The sequence below is a fragment of the Pseudomonas sp. Root569 genome (assembly GCF_001427465.1).
Taxonomy (GTDB): domain Bacteria; phylum Pseudomonadota; class Gammaproteobacteria; order Pseudomonadales; family Pseudomonadaceae; genus Aquipseudomonas; species Aquipseudomonas synxantha.
The window spans coordinates 116,496-136,438 of sequence record NZ_LMGQ01000002.1 but is presented as its reverse complement, the minus strand read 5'-3'; the positions used below and the strand labels follow the sequence as shown (position 1 = coordinate 136,438).

Annotated in this window: 18 protein-coding genes; 9 read left to right on the top strand and 9 right to left on the bottom strand. The window is 61.0% G+C overall.

Going from position 1 to position 19,943, the window contains the following annotated elements; translation table 11 throughout:
- The first annotated feature begins 2 nt into the window (after positions 1-2).
- From ASD70_RS03400 to ASD70_RS03390, 3 genes are all read left to right on the top strand, one after another.
- Entirely contained in the window at positions 3-827 is an 825-nt protein-coding gene (locus ASD70_RS03400) for a mechanosensitive ion channel family protein (protein WP_003193288.1), read from the top strand.
- An 87-nt stretch (positions 828-914) separates the two neighbouring features.
- Entirely contained in the window at positions 915-1,505 is a 591-nt protein-coding gene (gene sigX, locus ASD70_RS03395) for an RNA polymerase sigma factor SigX (protein ID WP_003193286.1), read from the top strand.
- A gap of 107 nt (positions 1,506-1,612) precedes the next feature.
- Positions 1,613-2,593 (top strand): OmpA family protein, encoded by a 981-nt coding sequence (locus ASD70_RS03390; RefSeq protein WP_046071663.1) that lies wholly within the window; start codon positions 1,613-1,615, stop codon positions 2,591-2,593.
- A 60-nt stretch (positions 2,594-2,653) separates the two neighbouring features.
- On the opposite strand, the gene cobA is transcribed toward ASD70_RS03390, so the two are convergent.
- From cobA to ASD70_RS03350, 8 genes are all read right to left on the bottom strand, one after another.
- On the bottom strand, positions 2,654-3,397 hold the full coding sequence (gene cobA, locus ASD70_RS03385) for a uroporphyrinogen-III C-methyltransferase (protein WP_056845654.1): 744 nt from the start codon (positions 3,395-3,397) through the stop codon (positions 2,654-2,656).
- A gap of 9 nt (positions 3,398-3,406) precedes the next feature.
- Entirely contained in the window at positions 3,407-6,115 is a 2,709-nt protein-coding gene (locus ASD70_RS03380) for a nitrate reductase (protein WP_056845653.1), read from the bottom strand.
- On the bottom strand, positions 6,115-6,432 hold the full coding sequence (gene nirD / locus ASD70_RS03375) for a nitrite reductase small subunit NirD (RefSeq protein ID WP_005790365.1): 318 nt from the start codon (positions 6,430-6,432) through the stop codon (positions 6,115-6,117). The genes ASD70_RS03380 and nirD overlap by 1 nt, the downstream gene beginning before the upstream one ends.
- On the bottom strand, positions 6,429-8,882 hold the full coding sequence (gene nirB, locus ASD70_RS03370; RefSeq protein ID WP_056845652.1) for a nitrite reductase large subunit NirB: 2,454 nt from the start codon (positions 8,880-8,882) through the stop codon (positions 6,429-6,431). Before nirB ends, nirD begins: the two co-directional genes overlap by 4 nt.
- A 224-nt stretch (positions 8,883-9,106) precedes the next feature.
- The gene (locus ASD70_RS03365; protein WP_056845651.1) at positions 9,107-10,777 is read right to left on the bottom strand and encodes a bifunctional protein-serine/threonine kinase/phosphatase; all 1,671 of its coding nucleotides are present in this window, start codon (positions 10,775-10,777) and stop codon (positions 9,107-9,109) included.
- The gene (locus ASD70_RS03360) at positions 10,777-11,988 is read right to left on the bottom strand and encodes a nitrate/nitrite transporter (protein WP_056845650.1); all 1,212 of its coding nucleotides are present in this window, start codon (positions 11,986-11,988) and stop codon (positions 10,777-10,779) included. Before ASD70_RS03360 ends, ASD70_RS03365 begins: the two co-directional genes overlap by 1 nt.
- A gap of 154 nt (positions 11,989-12,142) precedes the next feature.
- The gene (locus tag ASD70_RS03355) at positions 12,143-12,718 is read right to left on the bottom strand and encodes an ANTAR domain-containing response regulator (protein ID WP_046071668.1); all 576 of its coding nucleotides are present in this window, start codon (positions 12,716-12,718) and stop codon (positions 12,143-12,145) included.
- 13 nt (positions 12,719-12,731) lie between these two features.
- Positions 12,732-13,931, bottom strand: a complete 1,200-nt coding sequence (locus ASD70_RS03350) for a CmpA/NrtA family ABC transporter substrate-binding protein (RefSeq protein WP_046071669.1) — start codon at positions 13,929-13,931, stop codon at positions 12,732-12,734.
- 246 nt (positions 13,932-14,177) lie between these two features.
- Between ASD70_RS03350 and ASD70_RS03345 the strand changes: the two genes are divergently transcribed.
- The 5 genes from ASD70_RS03345 to ASD70_RS03325 all read left to right on the top strand — a co-directional run bounded on the left by ASD70_RS03345 (position 14,178) and on the right by ASD70_RS03325 (position 16,762).
- Positions 14,178-14,420 carry a hypothetical protein gene (locus tag ASD70_RS03345; RefSeq protein WP_056845649.1) on the top strand — a complete coding sequence of 81 codons (243 nt, stop codon included), beginning with the start codon at positions 14,178-14,180 and terminating at the stop codon, positions 14,418-14,420.
- A gap of 15 nt (positions 14,421-14,435) precedes the next feature.
- Positions 14,436-14,651, top strand: coding sequence for a FliM/FliN family flagellar motor switch protein (locus ASD70_RS03340; protein ID WP_043047071.1), 216 nt, complete (start codon positions 14,436-14,438; stop codon positions 14,649-14,651).
- A 164-nt stretch (positions 14,652-14,815) separates the two neighbouring features.
- Entirely contained in the window at positions 14,816-15,202 is a 387-nt protein-coding gene (locus ASD70_RS03335; protein ID WP_046071671.1) for a winged helix-turn-helix domain-containing protein, read from the top strand.
- Positions 15,195-15,656, top strand: coding sequence for a transglycosylase SLT domain-containing protein (locus tag ASD70_RS03330; RefSeq protein WP_046071672.1), 462 nt, complete (start codon positions 15,195-15,197; stop codon positions 15,654-15,656). The genes ASD70_RS03335 and ASD70_RS03330 overlap by 8 nt, the downstream gene beginning before the upstream one ends.
- 86 nt (positions 15,657-15,742) lie before the next feature.
- Positions 15,743-16,762 (top strand): quinone-dependent dihydroorotate dehydrogenase, encoded by a 1,020-nt coding sequence (locus ASD70_RS03325; RefSeq protein ID WP_056845648.1) that lies wholly within the window; start codon positions 15,743-15,745, stop codon positions 16,760-16,762.
- Positions 16,763-16,897: 135 nt separating this feature from the next.
- Here ASD70_RS03325 and rmf read toward each other — a convergent pair whose 3' ends face one another.
- On the bottom strand, positions 16,898-17,113 hold the full coding sequence (gene rmf, locus ASD70_RS28060) for a ribosome modulation factor (protein ID WP_002553055.1): 216 nt from the start codon (positions 17,111-17,113) through the stop codon (positions 16,898-16,900).
- Positions 17,114-17,656: 543 nt separating this feature from the next.
- Between rmf and rlmKL the strand changes: the two genes are divergently transcribed.
- Positions 17,657-19,921 carry a bifunctional 23S rRNA (guanine(2069)-N(7))-methyltransferase RlmK/23S rRNA (guanine(2445)-N(2))-methyltransferase RlmL gene (gene rlmKL, locus ASD70_RS03320; protein WP_056845647.1) on the top strand — a complete coding sequence of 755 codons (2,265 nt, stop codon included), beginning with the start codon at positions 17,657-17,659 and terminating at the stop codon, positions 19,919-19,921.
- Positions 19,922-19,943: the final 22 nt, after the last annotated feature.

The following is a 19,943-nucleotide window of genomic DNA, read 5'->3' as shown; positions in this document are numbered from 1 at the left end:
ATATGGAACTTGATCTCTGGACCCAGAGCCTGGTCACCGCGATGACCGCATTGTGGACCAAGGTGGCGAATTTCATTCCCAACCTGTTTGGCGCCCTGGTCCTGGTATTGCTGGGTTTTGTCGTGGCCAAGTTGCTCGATACCCTGCTGTCCAAGTTGCTGGCGAAACTGGGGCTGGATCGCCTGATGGCCGGCACCGGCCTTACCAAGTTGCTGGGCCGGGCAGGGTTGCAAGTGCCGATTTCGACCCTGATCGGCAAGATCGTCTACTGGTTCGTTCTACTTATTTTTCTGGTTTCTGCGGCTCAATCCCTTGGACTTGAGCGAGTTTCAGCTACGCTCGACATGCTGGCGCTGTATTTGCCGAAAGTCTTCGGTGGCGCGCTGGTGCTGCTGGTGGGGGTTTTACTGGCGCAACTGGCCAACGGGCTGGTGCGCGGGGCCGCCGAAGGCGTGGGGTTGGACTATGCGGCAGGCCTGGGGCGAATCGCCCAGGGGCTGGTGATCATCATCAGTATTTCTGTCGCGATCAGCCAGTTGGAGGTCAAGACTGACCTGCTCAACCACGTGATTGTGATTGTTTTGATTACCGTTGGTCTGGCCGTTGCGCTGGCCATGGGCTTGGGAAGCCGGGAAATTGCCGGCCAGATTCTTGCGGGAATCTATGTGCGTGAGCTGTATCAAGTTGGGCAACAGGTGCGTGTGGGCGAGGTCGAAGGGCAAATCGAGGAGATCGGCACAGTCAAGACAACCGTGCTGACCGATGACGGGGAACTGGTGTCGCTGTCCAACAGGATTCTCCTTGAGCAGCAGGTCAGTAGCCGCTAATCCGGAAAACCCTGCTAATGTACGCCGCCGCGAACCCGGGTGACCGGGTTGCAACGGACATTGACCTGACTGTCGGCACGACTTGTTTTGAATAAAGCCCAAACGCTGTCCACGCGCTATGACCCACGTGAGCTCTCTGATGAGGAGTTGGTCGCGCGCTCGCACACGGAGCTGTTTCACGTAACACGTGCGTACGAAGAATTGATGCGCAGGTATCAACGCACTCTGTTCAACGTTTGTTCAAGGTATTTGGGGAACGATAGAGATGCGGATGATGTCTGTCAGGAAGTGATGCTCAAGGTGCTCTACGGCCTGAAGAACTTCGAGGGCAAATCGAAGTTCAAGACATGGCTGTACAGCATCACGTACAACGAGTGCATCACGCAGTATCGGAAGGAACGGCGAAAGCGTCGCTTGATGGACGCTTTGAGTCTGGACCCCCTTGAGGAGGCGTCTGAGGAAAAGGCGCCGGCACCCGAGGAGAAGGGCGGACTTGATCGCTGGTTGGTGCATGTGAACCCGATTGACCGAGAAATTCTGGTGCTTCGCTTTGTCGCAGAGCTGGAATTTCAGGAAATCGCTGACATCATGCATATGGGCTTGAGTGCTACAAAAATGCGTTACAAACGTGCTCTTGATAAATTACGTGAGAAATTTGCGGGCGAGACTGAAACTTAGTGCGTAGCAAATATCTCTTACGTGTAGGCAAGTTCTGTTAGACTTGTCGCCGAGTTGTCCCCCGGTTTGTGGGACTGCTTTACAATCACCAGATGGGGATTTAACGGATGAAACTGAAAAACACCTTGGGCTTGGCCATTGGTTCTCTTATTGCCGCTACTTCTTTCGGCGTTCTGGCACAAGGCCAAGGCGCAGTTGAAGGCGAGCTGTTCTACAAGAAGCAGTACAACGATAGCGTCAAGCACATCGAAGACGGCTTCAACCCAGGCGCTCGCATTGGTTACTTCCTGACCGACGATCTGTCGTTGAATCTGTCGTACGACAAGACCAACCACACCCGTTCGAACGACGGCACTGGCAACCAGAAGATCAAAGGTGACACTGGCAGCCTCGTTGCCCAGTACCACTTCGGTCAGGCTGGCGTTGATAGCCTGCGTCCATACGTTGAAGGCGGTTTCGGCCACCAGAGCCGTACCAACGTCAAGGCTGATGGCCACAGCGGTCGCGACCAGACCACTTTCGCTACCATCGGTACCGGCGTGAAGTACTACTTCACCAACAACCTGTACGCACGTGCTGGTGTTGAAGCTGACTACGGTCTGGACAACGGCAAGTGGGACTACTCCGCACTGGTTGGCCTGGGCGTGAACTTCGGCGGTAACGCTGGCGCAGCTGCTCCAGCTCCTACCCCAGCACCAGCTCCAGAGCCAGTTCCAGAGCCAGAAGCTCCGGTTGCTCAGGTTGTTCGTGTTGAGCTGGACGTTAAGTTCGACTTCGACAAGTCGGTTGTTAAGCCTAACAGCTACGGCGACGTGAAAAACCTGGCCGACTTCATGGCTCAGTACCCAGACACCAACGTAGAAGTTGCTGGTCACACTGACTCCATCGGTCCAGACGCCTACAACCAGAAGCTGTCCCAGCGTCGTGCTGACGCTGTTAAGCAAGTCCTGGTTAAAGATGGCGTAGCTCCAAGCCGCATCACTTCCGTAGGTTACGGTGAGTCCCGCCCAGTTGCTGACAACGCAACTGAAGCTGGCCGCGCTGTTAACCGTCGCGTAGAAGCTGCTGTTGAAGCCACTGCTAAGTAATTAGCCTGGCTTTATAAAAAAACCCGGCTTAGGCCGGGTTTTTTTCGCCTGTAATTTGCCTCAGGCGCTGGCCGCTGCAGCGACACAAGCCGTCTGTGCGGCAGCAGCAACGTGGCCAATCACCAGGATCGCCGGGCTTTTCAAGGCGAATGCCTGCGCGTCCTCATGCATCCGCGCCAGATTGCTGCGGCATTCGCGCTGCCGGGGCAGCGATGCGTTTTCGATCATCGCCACGGGCATATCAGCCGCCATGCCACCGTCCAGCAGTTGTTGACGAATTTCCTCCAGCTTCGCCACTCCCATGTACACCACCAAGGTGGTCCCACCTTCGGCCAGTGCGCGCCAGTTCAGTTGGCTGTCGTCCTGGGTATGGGCGGTGACCAATGTCACCCCGCGACTGACACCGCGCAGCGTTAGCGGAATATCGCAGTTGGTCGCACCCGCCAGCCCTGCTGTGATGCCATTGATCAATTCAACTTCAACGCCGTGCTCGCGCAGCCACAGCGCCTCTTCACCACCGCGACCAAAGATGCACGGGTCGCCGCCCTTGAGCCTCACCACACATTTACCCTGGCGTGCATAACGCAGCATCAGGCGGTGAATAAATTCCTGGGGCGTGGAGCGGCAGCCACCGCGCTTGCCGACAGTCACCACCCGTGCAGCGTTACAGTGTTCCAGTACTGCCGGGTTGACCAAGTCATCAATCAGCACCACATCCGCCTCATGCAGGGCCCTGACCGCCTTGAGGGTCAGCAATTCCGGATCACCGGGCCCGGCGCCTACCAGCCACACTTTTGCGCTCATGTTGTTCCCTCACACACTGATTGCGATTGGCTGCGGGGTGCTGGCCAAAAGACGTTTGATTTCCGGTACGCAGGAGCCGCATTGCGTGCCGCAGCCCAGTTCCTGCTTGAGGCCGTCCAGGTCCAGGCCCTGGGCAATACCTGCGCATACGGCGTTTTCACTGACGTTCTTGCAGTTGCACAAAATCTTGCTGCTGGCCGCCGCACCGCCTGGTGGCGCGCTTAATGGCGCCAGGAGCCAGCGTCGCAGCTGTTCGTCGGCGCGACCTTCCAGCCATAGGCTTTGCAGCCAGTGACGGGCCAGGGTTTCGCCGGCCAGGCGCAGGGCGGTGATGCGTCCCTTCTCGATCTTCACGCGCTTGCCGATTGAGCGGCGCGGGTCGTCGTAGGCCATGACCGGCCCGTCGTCCAGTCCCAGCAGTTGGTCAATGCGGTTCAGCTGTTGCAGGTCGGGTGCCTCGGTATGTGCCGCCCGCACCAGCAGCGCTGGTCTCTCACGTCCGGCCAGGCTCAGGCTCACGTAGGCAAAGCCCTCACACAGCGGGCGCAGGGCTTCGAAGTGTTGCTGCACATCGCCCTCGATCAGCGCAAACAGCTGCCACGGCAGTTGCACCGCTTCCAGGCGCACGCCGCTGTGCTTGAGTTCCGGCTGCTTGGACAGTGGGTCGAACGCCGGTTGGGTGAGAACGTTCACGCCACCCTTGAGAAAGCGGTCGCCCCAATGCATAGGCAGGAACGCCTGGCCGGGGCGCACGCTGTCATCGCTGCTGACGGCGACGATCACATTGCCTCGACGGCTTTTCAGGTTGACCAGGTCACCTTCTTTGAAACGATGGCGACGCAGTTCGTCCGGGTGCAGGCCCAACAATGCCTCGCTGACATGCCCGAACAACTGCGCGGCCGTGCCGGTGCGGCTCATGCCATGCCACTGGTCGCGCAGGCGCCCGGTGATCAGGGTCAGGGGGAATCGTGCGTCACGCTGTTCCTTGGCGGCGCGGTAAGGGTCGGCGATAAACCGCGCCCGGCCATCGTCCGTGGGGAAAATACCGTCGGTGTACAGGCGCGGCGTACCCGTCTGCGCGCCCTCGGGAAATGGCCATTGCTGTGGGCCAAGCTGGTCGAGCAGGGCATGACTGATCCCCGACAAGTCCAGGTCACGGCCTTGAGTCAGTTGCTTGAATTCATCAAACAACTGCGCCGGCTCTTCAAAGGCGAACAGGCTGGGCGCGCCGGGCCGCAGGCGCTGTTCCAGGCGCTGTGCGAAATCCACGGTGATTGCCCAGTCCGCCCGCGCCTCTCCCGGTGGGTCGATGGCATGGCGTACGTGGGAAATGCGCCGTTCGGAGTTGGTCACGGTGCCGTCCTTTTCGCCCCAACTGGCTGCCGGCAGCAGCAGGTCGGCATAGGCGGCGGTTTCGGTGGTGCGGAACGCCTCCTGTAGCACCACGAACGGGCACGCCGCCAAGGCTGCGCGCACGGCACTCTGGTCTGGCAGGGATTGGGCAGGGTTGGTGCAGGCGATCCACAGGGCCTTGATCTTGCCGGCCTGCACCTGTTCAAACAGTTCGATCGCAGTGAGGCCGGTGGGCGCCGGCAGTTGATCCACGCCCCAATAACGCGCGACCTCGGCGCGATGTTCTGGGTTGGCTGCGTCACGATGGCCCGGCAGCAAGTTGGACAGGCTGCCGGTCTCGCGCCCACCCATGGCATTCGGTTGTCCAGTCAGGGAAAACGGCCCGCAGCCCGGCCGGCCAATGGTGCCCGTGGCCAGGTGCAGGTTGATCAATGCGCTGTTTTTCGCGCTGCCAGCAGTGGATTGGTTAAGCCCCATGCACCACAGCGACAAAAAACTACTGGAAGTGCCTATCCACTGGGCGCACAGGCGCAACTGCTCGACACTGATGCCGCACAGCTGCGTGACCATTTGCGGCGTGTAGTCATGCACCAGGCGTTTCAGCTCGGCCAGGCCCTCGGTGTGGGCCTGGATAAAGGCGTGGTCGATCCAGCCTTCCCACAGCAGCAGATGCAAGATCCCATGGAACAACGCCACATCCGTCCCCGGCAGGATTGCCAGGTGCAGGTCAGCCAAATCGCAGGTGTCTGTACGCCGAGGGTCAATCACCACCACTTTCATCTGCGGGCGTTGCGCCTTGGCTTGCTCCAGGCGTCGGAACAGTACCGGGTGGGCGTAGGCCATATTGCTGCCGACGATCATCACGCAGTCGCTGTTTTCCAGGTCTTCATAGCTGCACGGCGGTGCATCGGCGCCCAGGCTGCGTTTGTAGCCGACCACGGCCGAAGACATGCACAGCCGTGAGTTGCTGTCGATATTGTTGGTGCCAACCAAGGCCCGGGCTAATTTGTTGAAGCTGTAGTAATCCTCGGTCAGCAGCTGCCCCGAGATATAGAACGCCACGCTGTCGGGCCCATGTTCGGCGATGGTGTCGGCGAACACAGTGGCCGCGTGTTCCAGGGCGGTGCCCCAATCGGTGCGCGTGCGTGCCAAGTCCTTGCCCAGGCGCAATTGCGGGTACAGGGCGCGCGCGCTCAAGTCGCCGGTCAGGTGCAGGCTCGCGCCTTTGCTGCACAACTTGCCGAAGTTGGCCGGGTGGTTTGGGTCGCCTTGCACGCCGAGGATCTGCACGCCGTCGTGCTCGATCAGCACGCCGCAGCCCACCCCGCAATAACAGCAGGTGGACGCGGTGGTCTGGCGGTTCATCAACCAGCGTCCCGTAGGGCCAGCATCACCCGACCGTTTTCCACCCGGGCCTGGTGATGGTGGGCGCAGCCGATATCCGGGGCCTGGGCTTCGCCGGACGCCAGGTCAATCTGCCAGTTGTGCAGCGGGCAGGCCACGCGCTTGCCGTAGATCAAGCCTTGGGACAGCGGGCCGCCCTTGTGCGGGCATCGGTCGTCGAGGGCGAAGACTTCGTCGTCACTGGTGCGAAAAATCGCGATGTCGCCTTTCGGCCCACTGATGATGCGCGAGCCCAGGGTGTTGATTTCATCCAGGGCGCAGATATCCAGCCAGTTCATAGCGAGACCTCCAGCTGTTTGACAGCGATAACGTCGAATTCCTTTTTCAGCAGCGGCTGTTCCAGACGCTCTTTCCACGGGTCCTGCTCGAATGACAGCGAGAACTGCAGGCGCTCGTTGAGGGCCTTGCGGCGGGCCGGGTCCTCAAGCACCGCCTTCTTGATATGCTCCATGCCAACCCGTTGCAGGTAGTGCACCGTGCGCTCCAGGTAGAAAGCTTCTTCACGGTACAGCTGCAGGAACGCGCCGTTGTATTCGCGCACCTCTTCAGCGGTTTTCAGCTTGACGAAGAACTCCGCGACTTCGGTCTTGATCCCGCCATTGCCGCCGATGTACATCTCCCAGCCAGAGTCGACGCCGATGATTCCGACATCCTTGATCCCCGCTTCCGAGCAATTGCGTGGGCAGCCGGAGACCGCCAGCTTGACCTTGTGGGGCGACCACATATTGAACAGGTCATGCTCCAGCTCGATGCCCAGTTGCGTGGAGTTCTGCGTGCCGAATCGGCAGAACTCGCTGCCCACGCAGGTTTTCACGGTGCGGATGGACTTGCCGTAGGCGTGGCCTGACGGCATATCCAGGTCCTTCCATACGCCCGGCAAGTCCTGCTTCTTGATGCCGAGCAGGTCGATACGCTGGCCGCCCGTGACCTTGACCATCGGCACGTTGTACTTGTCGGCCACGTCGGCAATTCGGCGCAGTTCCGAGGGGTTGGTCACACCGCCCCACATCCGTGGGACTACCGAGTAGGTGCCGTCTTTCTGAATATTGGCGTGGGCGCGCTCGTTGATCAGCCGTGATTGCGGGTCGTCCTTGGCCTCGCCGGGCCAGGTGGAAATCAAGTAATAGTTGAGGGCCGGGCGGCAGGTGGCGCAGCCATTGGGCGTGCGCCAGTTGAGGTAACGCAGGGTGCTGTCGATGGTCAGCAGGTGCTGCTCGCGGATGGCCTGGCGGATCTGCCCGTGATTGAGATCGCTGCAGCCGCAGATGGCCTTTTCGCTTTTGGGTTTAACGTCGGCGGCACCGCCCACGGTGTTGATCAGGATCTGTTCCACCAGGCCAGCACAGGAGCCGCAGGAACTGGCGGCCTTGGTGTGCTTTTTCACCTCGTCGACGCTGAACAAGCCTTGTTCCTGGATCGCCTTGACGATGGTGCCCTTGCACACGCCGTTGCAGCCACAGACTTCGGCGCTGTCGGCCATGCTCATGGCCTTGTCCTGCCCTTGGTGGCCGACGTCGCCCAGCGCATTCTCACCGAACATCAGGTGATCGCGAATTTCGCCAATGGCGTGGTTCTCGCGAATCTGACGGAAATACCAACCACCATCCGCGGTGTCGCCGTACAGGCAGGCACCGACCAGGATGTCATCCTTGATCACCAGCTTCTTGTACACGCCGCCGATCGGGTCGGAGAGGGTGATGGTCTCGGTGCCTTCTGCGCCCATGAAGTCGCCGGCGGAGAACAGGTCGATGCCGGTGACTTTCAACTTGGTCGAGGTGACCGAGCCCTTGTAGGTGGCAAAACCCAGCTGGGCCAGATGGTTGGCGCAGACCTTGGCCTGTTCGAAAAGGGGCGCCACCAGGCCATAGGCGATGCCGCGATGGCTGGCGCATTCGCCGATGGCGTAGATGCGCGGATCGTAGGTTTGCATCGTGTCATTGACCAGGATCCCACGGTTGCAGGGGATGCCGGACTTTTCCGCGAGTTCGGTATTGGGGCGGATACCGGCGGCCATCACCACCAGGTCGGCGGGGATGATGTCGCCATTCTTGAACTGCACCGAGCCGACCCGGCCATTGCCGGCGTCGTGCAGGGCCTGGGTCTGTTCGCACAGGCGAAACACCAGCCCACGGCTTTCCAGCTCGGTCTGCAGCAGTTGGCCGCTGGTTTTGTCCAGCTGGCGTTCCAGCAACCATTCGCCCAGGTGCACCACGGTTACATGCATGCCACGCAGCATCAGGCCATTGGCAGCTTCCAGGCCGAGCAGGCCGCCGCCGATCACCACCGCATGCTTGTGGGTCTTGGCGGTGTCGATCATGGCCTGGGTATCGGCGATATCGCGGTAGCCAATCACGCCCTGCAGGGTGTTGCCGGGGATCGGCAGGATAAACGGCGTGGAACCGGTGGCGATCAGCAGGCGATCATATTCGGCCTCAGTACCGTCTTCGGCGATGACTCTGCGCTTGACCCGGTCGATCTGCACCACCTTGCGGTTGAGCAGCAACTTGACGTTGTTGTCCAGGTACCAGTCCAGGTCGTTGAGTACGATCTCTTCGAAGGTTTGCTCACCGGCCAGCACCGGCGACAGCAGGATGCGGTTGTAGTTGGTGTGGGGCTCGGCGCCGAACACGGTGATGTCATAAATGTCGCTGCTGAGCTTGAGCAGTTCTTCCAGGGTACGCACCCCGGCCATGCCGTTGCCGATCATCACCAGCTTGAGTTTTTTCATGTCGCTCTCCGACCAAACACGCGCAAACAAAAAAAGGCGTCCCCGCTAGTCAGCTAGCGAGGACGCCTTTGTCCTGGTCCCGTTCTCTCGGGAAGCACGCGCCTTCGTCGTTGAAGGGGCGGCTGTATGTGGGTTGTTGGGAAAGCTAATGCAGCAGCTGTGCCAAGTTCGAATGCCCCCTGTTTTATTGGGCGTCTAAATAGAGCCTCGGCGGATTTTGCTCGTTAGTGGTGCAAAAGCCAGTACATCAGCACCAGATTGATCAGCAGCGAAGCCACCGCTAGGGTCTGCCACACCTTGAGCGGTTCGCGCTCCAGCAAAGGCCGTGGTCGTACATTGAGTTCGCGGCGGTCGGCCTGTTCCAGTACCAGCAGCCATTCTTCGGCGGTTTCATAACGTTGGGCGGGAAGGATGGCCACGGCACGTTCCAGACTCAGGGGCAACCAATCCGGCAAGTCGGGACGATAGCGGCTGGCGCTGACCGGCTGGTTAAAGCGCGGGCGTTGGAAGGCTTCGATTTCGCCGTAGGGGTAATGCCCGGTCAGCAGGTAATACAAGGTCACACCAACGCCATACAAATCCTGTTGCGCCGTAGGCTGCTCGCCACCGAAGGCTTCCGGTGCAATAAAGCTCGGGGTGCCGGGCAGCAGATGGGCGCGGTCTTCAGACAGCCCAGGGCAGTAGGCCAGGCCGAAGTCCAGCACCCGCAGTTCGCCATCGTCCCCCAGCAGCAGGTTTTCCGGCTTGATATCGCGGTGCAGGATCTGTCGGCGATGCAGCAGGCCTACGGCGCGCAGCAAACGTTCGGCGATAGTCTGCCACTGCGCCAGCGGCAACGGGCCTTGCTGCTGGAACAGCTGGGCCAGGGTCTGGCCGGGATATTCGCGCATGACGTAGTACAAATGCTGACGACCACTGGCGGCGTGGACTTCAGGAAAGGCGCGGCCGGCGACTCGGCGCAGGAACCATTCTTCCGACAACAAGGCTTGGGCCGCTTCGGTGTCGTCGTCGTGGCTCAGTGGCAGGGTCTTGAGCAGCCAGGGTTGATGCTGGGCATCGCGGACCCGATACAGCAGCGACTGCCGACTCTCGGCCAGCACGTTCTCCACTCGCCAGCCTTCAAAGGTCTGGCCGGCCTTCAGCACTGGCGGCAGCGGCCATTGCTGTAACTGCACCAGGGCGTCGCCGAGGGTGGCGGCGCCGAGTTGGTCGATGCGCACCAGCAACGCACTGGCGTTATCTTGGCTGCCGGCCAGGTGCGCAGCGTTGACCAGGGTGTTGACGGCCAGGTCGAGGTCGCTTTGTTCACGCAGGATCGTGCCGATGCTGGCGTCGCCCAGCGTGGCCCACACCCCGTCGCTGAGCAGCAGGAAGCATTCACCTTCGCGCAGTTCGCCGTCGAGGAAATCCAGCACCAGGTGCTGATCCAGGCCGAGGGCGCGCTTGAGCACATGTTGCATGCCCGGCTGTTCCCACACATGGTCTTCGCTGATGCGTTGCAACTCGCCGTCGAGCCAGCGATATACCCGGCAATCGCCGACATGGGCCAGGGTGAAACGCCGGCCGCGAAACACCAGGGCGCTCAAGGTAGTCAGCAACGGTTGCCCGCCGCCATTGGCCTGCAACCAGCGGTTCTGCGCCAGCAGCAGACGCTCCAGCGCCTGGGCCACGCCCCAGGTCTGCGGCGTGGCGTAGTAGTCCAGGGCCAGGGCCTGCAGGGTCGAGCGTGCGGCCAGGCCACCGTCGGCGCATTGGCTGACGCCATCGGCCAGTGCGCACAGGTAGCCTTTGCTCGCCGCCAGTTCCGCCAGGGGCGTGACCACGCGCAGCGCATCCTGGTTTTCGCTGCGCGGGCCGATGGCACTGGCCTGGGCGACGCTCAGTTGCAGGCTCATCAAACGCGTGCGGCGGTCACGGCGGCCGACCCCCAGGTGGTTCTCCAGCGCCGTTTCACGCCATGCAGGCCGAACCAGGCCAGCACACCGAGGCTGGCGAACAACCACAGGGCCAGTTGATAACTGCCGGTACTCTGCTTGATCGCACCCATGCCCGCCGCGAGGGCAAAGCCACCGATACCGCCGGCCATGCCGATCAGTCCGGTCATCACGCCGATTTCGCGCCGAAAACGCTGGGGCACCAGTTGGAACACCGCGCCATTACCGGCGCCGAGGCCGAGCATGGTGCAGACGAACAGCGCCAATGCCGCGTAAGAACTCGGCAGGTTGAAACCTACTGCAGCGATGCACACCGCCGCCACGCCGTACATGCCGAGCAGGGTGCGAATCCCGCCGAATCGATCCGCGAGGGCGCCGCCCAAGGGCCGCATCAGGCTGCCGCCGAACACGCAGGCGGCGGTGTAGTAGCCGGCAGTCACCGGGCTCAGGCCGTACTGGTCGTTGAAGTAGCCGGGCAGGGCGCTGGCCAGGCCGATAAAACCGCCGAAGGTCACGCTGTAGAAAAACATGAACCACCAGCTGTCGCGGTCGCCCAGGGCCTTGAAGTAGTCGGCCATGGATTTGGCTTTCGGCCGCTCTGGTGCATTGCGTGCGAGCCAGGCGAACACGATCAGCGTCAGCACCAGCGGAATCAGCGCAAAGCCGAACACGTTGCTCCAGCCGAACGCGGCCGCCAGCACCGGTGCCAGCAATGCGGCGAACACGGTCCCGGAGTTACCGGCGCCGGCGATGCCCATGGCCTTGCCCTGGTGTTCCGCCGGGTACCATTGGGACGCCAAGGGCAGGGCGACCGCGAAGGAGGCACCAGCCATGCCCAGGAACAGGCCCAGCAGCAAGGCTTGCTCGTAGCTGTGGATCCCCAGTTTCCAGGCACAGAACAGCGCCACGATCACAATCACCTGACCAATCAAACCTGCGGTCTTGGGCGATAGCTTATCGGCCAGCATGCCCATCAGAAAGCGCAGTAGCGCGCCCGCCAGGATCGGTGTCGCCACCACCAGGCCACGCTGTTGAGTGGTCAGCTGCAAGTCGGCGGCAATCTGCACCGCCAGCGGGCCCAGCAGGTACCAGACCATGAAGCTCAGGTCGAAATACAGGAACGCGGCGAACAGGGTCGGGGTATGCCCGGATTTCCAAAAGCTTGATTTCATCATGCACCTCAACGGTTGGGGGCTAGGGGACCAAAACGCAAAAAACGCCGCCACCAGGTTCGCGAGGGGCAAACCGGATGGGCGACGTCTTTGTCGTGGAGGGGCAACCGCCGTTGGCTACCTGTCAGGATTGTTTAGCAAGAGCTGAGCCAGATCAGCCGAGCAACTCGCTCATGGCAATAATCTGCTCCGCCACCTGGATCAGTTTCTGTTGGCGACTCATGGCCTGGCGGCGCATCAGGGTGTAGGCCTCTTCTTCATTGCAGTCCTTCATTTTCATCAACAGGCCCTTGGCCAACTCGATGCGCTTGCGCTCGGCCAACTGCTGGTCGCGGGCGTGAAGCTGGGCGCGCAGGGCCTGGTCGCTCTCGAAGCGGGCCATGGCCACATCAAGGATCGGTTGCAGGCGCTGGGCCTGGATGCCTTCGATAATATAGGCACTGACCCCGGCCCTGATTGCCTGACGCATCACGTGCGGGTCGTGCTCATCGGTAAACATCACGATGGGCCGGGGTTGGTCGCGGCTGACCAGCACCACTTGCTCCATCACATCGCGACCGGGTGACTCGGTATCGATCAAGATCACGTCCGGGCGCACCGTTTCGACGCGTGCGGGCAGGTCGATGGTCAGCCCCGACTCATCGATCACTTCGAAACCAGCCTCGGTCAGCGCAGCCTTGAGGCGCCCGACCTTGCGCGCAGTGTCATTGATCAACAGGATTCGCAGCATTGTCTTACCCCTTTCAGCGCAGCGCTTGGCGGCTGGCGTCATCGGCCAGGGCATGCAGGCGGAAGCTGCGGGCGTAGCCGGCAGGGTCGGAGCCGTCCCAGGTCTTGCCGTCGATCAACTGGCTGCTGCGCATCTCTGAGTCGCTGGCGGCAATGCCCAGCGTCTCGGCCGCCTGGCGATACAGCGCCAGTTGCTGCACCTGCCGGGCGACGCCCAGGTAGTCAGGGTCTTCACGCAACAAGCCCCAGCGTCGGAACTGGGTCATGAACCACATACCGTCGCTGAGGTAGGGCAGGTTCACTTCGCCACCGGCGAAAAAACGCAATGCGTGGGGATCTTGCCACTGGTTGCCCAGGCCATCGTCATAGTTGCCCAGCAGGCGCGGCTCGATACAGTCCAGTGGGGCGTCCAGATACTCAGGGGCACTGAGCAGTTGCGCAGTGGAGCGGCGGTTTTCGCTGCCCTGTTCGATAAACCGGCTGGCCTCGAGGATCGCCATCACCAGCACGCGGGCGGTATTGGGATACTCGTCGACGAAGGCCTGGGTGCAGCCCAGGACTTTTTCCGGATGATCGGGCCAGATCGCCTGGCTGGTCGCCAGGGTAAAGCCTTGATTTTCCTTCACTGCGCTGGCGCTCCAGGGTTCGCCGACACAAAACCCCTCGATGCGTCCGGCTTGCAGGTGCGCAACCATCTGCGGTGGCGGCACCACTACGCTGTTCACATCCCGCAACGGATGAATGCCTTGGCTGGCCAGCCAGTAATACAACCACATGGCGTGGGTGCCGGTGGGAAATGTCTGGGCGAAGGTCAGTTTCGTCCGGCTTTGGTGCACATGGCGTTCCAGTGCCTCAGGAGTGACCACACCCTGGGTTTGCAGGCCGCGGGACAGGTTGATGCTCTGGCCGTTCTGGTTCAGCCCCATCAGCACCGCCATGGGGCAGGGTGCGACACCGCCGATGCCCAGATGCACGGCATAGATCAGCCCGTAGAGACTGTGGGCGGCGTCCAGTTCGCCGCTGACCAGCTTGTCACGCAGGTTGGCCCAGGACGACTGGCGCTTGAGATTCAGCGTGAGGCCATAGGGTTGGGCAAAGCCCTGGGTGGCGGCAACTACCAGCGAGGCGCAATCGGTCAATGCCATGAAGCCCAGGTCGAGGCTGCTTTTTTCCGGGGCGTCACTGCCGTTTACCCAAGCCAGTGGATCGTTCATCAACACCTGCCTTTTTCCAGGAGAGCCGTGATTCCCTGGGGTGGCGGTGCAGGCCATTGCAGGGTAACCACGCCTATGTACGTAGGCTCGCCGAGTCTTTGGCGCGGGCCTGTTACAGAGTGCATAGCAAGGCACATGCCATGGGCTGGAGGGTGGGTTCTGCCGTCAGCTTTCCATCATGATTGAACCTCGTGCGCCTCGCAGTATGGCCGCTTCTTCAAGCCATACAGCCCGGGAATATCTACGGTGTACGCTGATTCATCTGTAACGATCAAATACCGCTGGCTGTACCTCGGGCTGATCTGTGGCGTGTTGTTGCTGAGCAGTCGAGCTGCCTGGTGCGAGGCGTACCTGGCACGGGCTGAGGGCTTGCACACCTTCAGCCGTGCCCCATTGCCGCCCACGACCGTGCTGGCGCAGTTGACCACCGCGCAACTTGAGCCTGTGCAACGTGCGTTCCTGCAAACAGATCCTGAGTTTTCCCCCTGAAAAAGGCCTTTGTCCATGCACCTGGAAATACTGTTGCAGGAACAACTGATCAGCCGCAAGCGTCTGGCTGCGTTCGCACCGGGGAAGGTGCTGCCCTTGGATCCAGGGGTAACCCGATGTGTGGAGGTGCGGGTCAATGGGCAACTGATGGCATTGGGTGAGCTGGTGCAACTGGAGGACCGGCTGGGGGTGGAGTTGCAGGAGACCTATCAGGAGTGGATCTCTCAATAAGAGCGGGTAGCGAATTGTCCTACCGGAGGGTGTAAAAAAAAGTCGGCTGAATGGGTTTTGTCCTAGCGCGGGCCGAAGTGCCGATTTCTATAGTTGTGACATTGGCGCGAGCTGGCACAGGAAATAAGGATTTTGAATGGCAGTAGTCGAATGCAGAGGTGTGTATGGTCGTCGTGACTGCTGAACCTGCGACTTCCCTGGTCTTTGCTCGCTGGACTTTGCATGGCGATGGCCGGTTGACGGGCGGGCACGCGGATATTCAGTTGCCACCCAAGGAGGGGCAGGTTCTGCGTCTGCTGCTGGCCTCCGGTGGCACGTTGATGACCAAGGACCGTTTGTTGGAACTGGCCTGGTCCCGGGGCGAGGTGGCCGATGAGTCACTGACGCGATGCATTTACTCCCTGCGCAAGCACCTGGGTGCTGACAAAGGATTTATCAAGACGATCTACGGCAAGGGGTATCGCTTTACCTGCCCGGTGCGGGTGGTTAGCGACCCATCAAGGCACGTTGTGCACGTGTGCTCATTCTGCGGTCAGGCCAGCAATGCTTAAGGGGGGGAGCAGGAGCCTGCTGCTCGGCTTGCTGATGGGCAGCAACCAGGCACTGGCCTATTGCTGGGACGAAATGGCCCGGCGATACGATCTGGAACCTGAGTTGTTGCAGGCCATCGCTGCAGTAGAGTCGGGTTACCGCTCCCAGGCAATGAACTACACCAACCGCAACGGCACGCGTGATATCGGCCTGATGCAGATCAACAGCATCCACCTGCCGCGTTTGCTCAAGCAGGGCATTACCGAAGAGCGTCTGCTGAACGAGCCTTGCCTGTCAGTGGAGGTCGGTGCCTCGATCCTGGCTGAGTTTATCCAGCGTTTCGGATATAACTGGACGGCGGTGGGTGCCTACAACGTCGGGCCGGGGCCAGGCCCGCAGCGTGAGGCACTACGCCTGCGGTACGCGGAAAGGATCTGGGTGCGTTATGAAGCGCTGGTTTCGCAGCGTCAATGAGATCAGCGCGGCGCGCCTCGCATGCGGCCCGCCACCCCGGCTATAATCGGCGCCACCTTTTGCCGCCATCCGAGTCTAGCCCGCCCATGTATACCTTGGCCCGCCAGCTGTTGTTCAAACTCTCCCCGGAAACCTCCCACGATCTGTCCCTGGACCTGATCGGTGCCGGTGGCCGCCTGGGACTCAATGGCCTGGTATGCAAGGCCCCGGCGAAAATGCCGGTGTCGGTGATGGGGCTGGATTTCCCTAACCCGGTCGGCCTGGCAGCCGGCCTGGACAAGAACGGCGCGGCCATCGATGGGTTCGCGCAGCTGGGGTTCGGCTTTGTCGAAATCGGCACCGTGACCCCGCGGCCACAACCGGGCAATCCCAAACCACGCATTTTCCGCTTGCCGGAAGCCGAGGCGATCATCAATCGCATGGGTTTCAACAATCTGGGCGTCGACCATCTGCTGGCGCGGGTCCAGGCGGCGAAGTACACAGGCATCCTTGGTATCAACATCGGCAAGAACTTCGATACGCCGGTTGAGCGCGCGGTGGATGACTACCTGATCTGCCTGGACAAGGTCTATGCGCACGCCAGCTATGTCACCGTCAACGTCAGCTCGCCCAATACGCCGGGCCTGCGCAGCCTGCAGTTTGGTGACTCCCTCAAGCAACTGCTCGAAGCCTTGCGCCAACGCCAGGAAGATCTGGCCGTGCGCCATGGCAAGCGCGTGCCATTGGCGATCAAGATCGCGCCGGACATGAGCGATGAAGAAACCGTGCTGGTGGCCCAGGCCCTGGTGGAGTCGGGGATGGACGCAGTGATTGCAACCAACACGACCCTCAGCCGCGTGGGCGTCGAAGGCCTGGCCCATGGTGACGAGGCGGGCGGCCTGTCGGGCGCGCCGTTGCGGGACAAGAGCACCCATATCGTCAAGGTGCTGGCGGCCGAGTTGGCTGGGCGGTTGCCGATCATCGCGGTGGGCGGTATCACCGAAGGCAAGCACGCTGCCGAAAAGATCGCGGCTGGCGCGAGCCTGGTGCAGTTGTATTCAGGGTTTATCTACAAGGGACCGGCGCTGATACGCCAGTCGGTGGATGCCATCGCTGCCTTGCGCTGATGTAAACGCTAATCGGCAGGTAATAAAAAGGGCTCCATAAAGGAGCCCCTGGGCCGAAGCCCGCCGCCCGGATGGGGCGCGCGTGGTTAAGTCGTTACATATTCAGAGGTGTGTGTCGGAATTTAAGTGCCCTGATTAGCCGACGGCGTGAAGTTCGTTGAGTCTGTGTATGCCCGCAGTGCCAGTCATACCGTCCCAGTTGTCGCCGCGTCCTTCTCGCCAGCCATTGATCCAGGCTTGGCGTACCGACGGTAGAGTAAATGGGCAAAGCTCACGGGATTTTCCATGAACACCATATTGATATCCGCGTAAAAATGCTCTTTCCAACGGATCACGCTTAAGTCTTCTCATAGGGTGTTTCCCTCACTTGTTGACTGTCTAGATATCCTTCGGCCTTGTCCAAGGCCGGGCAGAGTTTTTCTGCCGTTGGTGGGCTCGCTGCCGGCGTGGCGAGCCGATGTGTCGGCGTCGTTACGGCGCCAACCTGTGTTGAGTTCTAACCAATAGGTCACATGGATTCAATGATCGTTTTGTCATAAGCACGTAACGATAACGATGCTATAGCCATAAGCTGGGATGGCTTTTCGTCCCTTTTATTGGGCAAAGCCAGCTATGATGTGCCCTGCAAAGAGAAAGGGTTTAATCCTTTAGTGAGAATTTCCGCCTGTTGCAGTCGGTTATTATTCGACGAAGGGTCAGAATATTTCGTTTTGTTGCGGATGTAATCGCTAAAAAGTTCTCTCTGCCCCGTCAATAAAGGCCCGAGGGCCCGTCAGACGGGGTGGAACGGCACATTCGTGCCACGCGAGCACTCTTCAAGAAAAGTGCTTGATTGAAAACCGAGCCGGCGATGCGTCGCCCGTTCATTTATTGCTGAAAAGCCTGGAATGCCCCATGTCGGACCGTTTTGAACTCTTCCTCACTTGCCCCAAGGGCCTTGAAGGCCTGCTGATCGAGGAAGCCGTCGGGCTTGGCCTTGAGGAAGCCCGCGAGCACACCTCGGCTGTGCGCGGCATGGCCGACATGGAAACCGCGTACCGCCTGTGCCTGTGGTCGCGCCTGGCCAACCGTGTGCTGCTGGTGCTCAAGCGCTTCCCGATGAAGGACGCCGAAGACCTCTACCATGGTGTGCTGGATATCGAATGGGCCGACCACATGGTGCCCGATGGCAGCCTGGCGGTGGAGTTCAGCGGTCATGGCTCGGGCATCGACAACACCCACTTCGGCGCGCTGAAGGTCAAGGATGCGATCGTCGACAAGCTGCGCACCCCGACCGGCGAACGTCCGTCCATCGACAAAATCAACCCTGACCTGCGCATTCACCTGCGCCTGGACCGTGGCGAAGCGATCCTGTCCCTGGACCTGTCCGGCCACAGCCTGCACCAGCGCGGCTACCGCCTGCAGCAGGGCGCGGCACCGTTGAAGGAGAACCTGGCGGCAGCGATTTTGATCCGCGCCGGCTGGCCACGCATCGCCGCCGAAGGCGGCGCGCTGACTGACCCGATGTGCGGCGTAGGCACCTTCCTGGTCGAAGGCGCGATGATCGCCGCCGACATGGCCCCCAACCTCAACCGCGAACTGTGGGGCTTCACCACCTGGCTGGGCCACGTCCCGGCGCTGTGGAAGAAGCTGCACAGCGAGGCCACCGAACGCGCGGCCATCGGCATGAACAAACCGCCGTTGTGGGTACGAGGCTACGAAGCTGACCCACGCCTGATCCAGCCGGCACGCAACAACATCGAGCGCGCTGGCCTGAGCCATTGGATCAAGGTGTACCAGGGCGAAGTCGGCACCTTCGAGCCGCGCCCGGACCAGAACCAGAAAGGCCTGGTGATCTGCAACCCGCCCTACGGCGAGCGCCTGGGTGACGAAGCCAGCCTGTTGTACCTCTACCAGAACCTCGGCGAGCGCCTGCGCCAGGCCTGCATGGGCTGGGAAGCGGCTGTGTTCACCGGCGCGCCGGACCTGGGCAAGCGCATGGGCATCCGCAGTCACAAGCAGTATTCCTTCTGGAACGGCGCATTGCCGTGCAAATTGCTGCTGATCAAGGTCAACCCGGATCAGTTCGTCACCGGCGAACGCCGTACCCCGGAACAGCGCCAGGCCGAGCGTGAGCAAGCGGCTTACGACCAGGCCCCGACCGAGCCGGTAGAGCGCCATTACAACAAGAACGGCAACCCGATCAAGCCGGCCCCGGCGCCCGTGGTAGAGCAGGCGCGCTTGAGTGAAGGCGGGCAGATGTTTGCCAACCGCCTGCAAAAGAACCTCAAGCTGTTGGGCAAATGGGCCAAGCGTGAAGGCGTGGATTGCTACCGTGTGTATGACGCTGACATGCCTGAATACTCCATGGCTATCGACCTGTACCACGATTGGGTGCACGTGCAGGAGTACGCCGCGCCGAAATCCATCGACCCGGAAAAAGCCTCGGCCCGCATGTTCGATGCCCTGGCAGCGATTCCCCAGGCACTCAACGTCGACAAGAGCCGCGTGGTGGTCAAGCGTCGTGAGCGCCAGAGCGGTACCAAGCAATACGAACGCCAGAGCGCCCAGGGCAAGTTCACCGAAGTCAGTGAAGGCGGCGTGAAGTTGCTGGTCAACCTCACCGACTACCTGGATACCGGCCTGTTCCTCGATCACCGCCCGATGCGCATGCGTATCCAGAAGGAAGCGGCGGGCAAGCGCTTCCTCAACCTGTACTGCTACACCGCCACCGCCAGTGTGCACGCCGCCAAGGGCGGTGCGCGCAGCACCACCAGCGTCGACCTGTCCAAGACCTACCTGGACTGGGCGCGTCGCAACTTCTCGCTCAACGGTTTCTCCGACAAAAACCGGCTGGAGCAGGGTGACGTCATGGCATGGCTGGAGGCCAGCCGCGATGAGTTCGATATGATTTTCATCGACCCGCCGACCTTCTCCAACTCCAAGCGCATGGAAGGCATCTTCGATGTGCAGCGCGACCACGTGCAGTTGCTCGACCTGGCCATGGCCCGCCTGGCACCGGGTGGAGTGTTGTACTTCTCCAACAACTTCCGCAAGTTCCAGCTGGAAGCCAACCTCAGTGAACGCTATGCGGTCGAGGAGATCAGCGACAAGACCATCGATCCGGATTTTGCGCGCAATGCGAAGATCCACCGGGCCTGGAAAATCACCGCACGCTGATTAAACATCAGAAGTTCTGAAT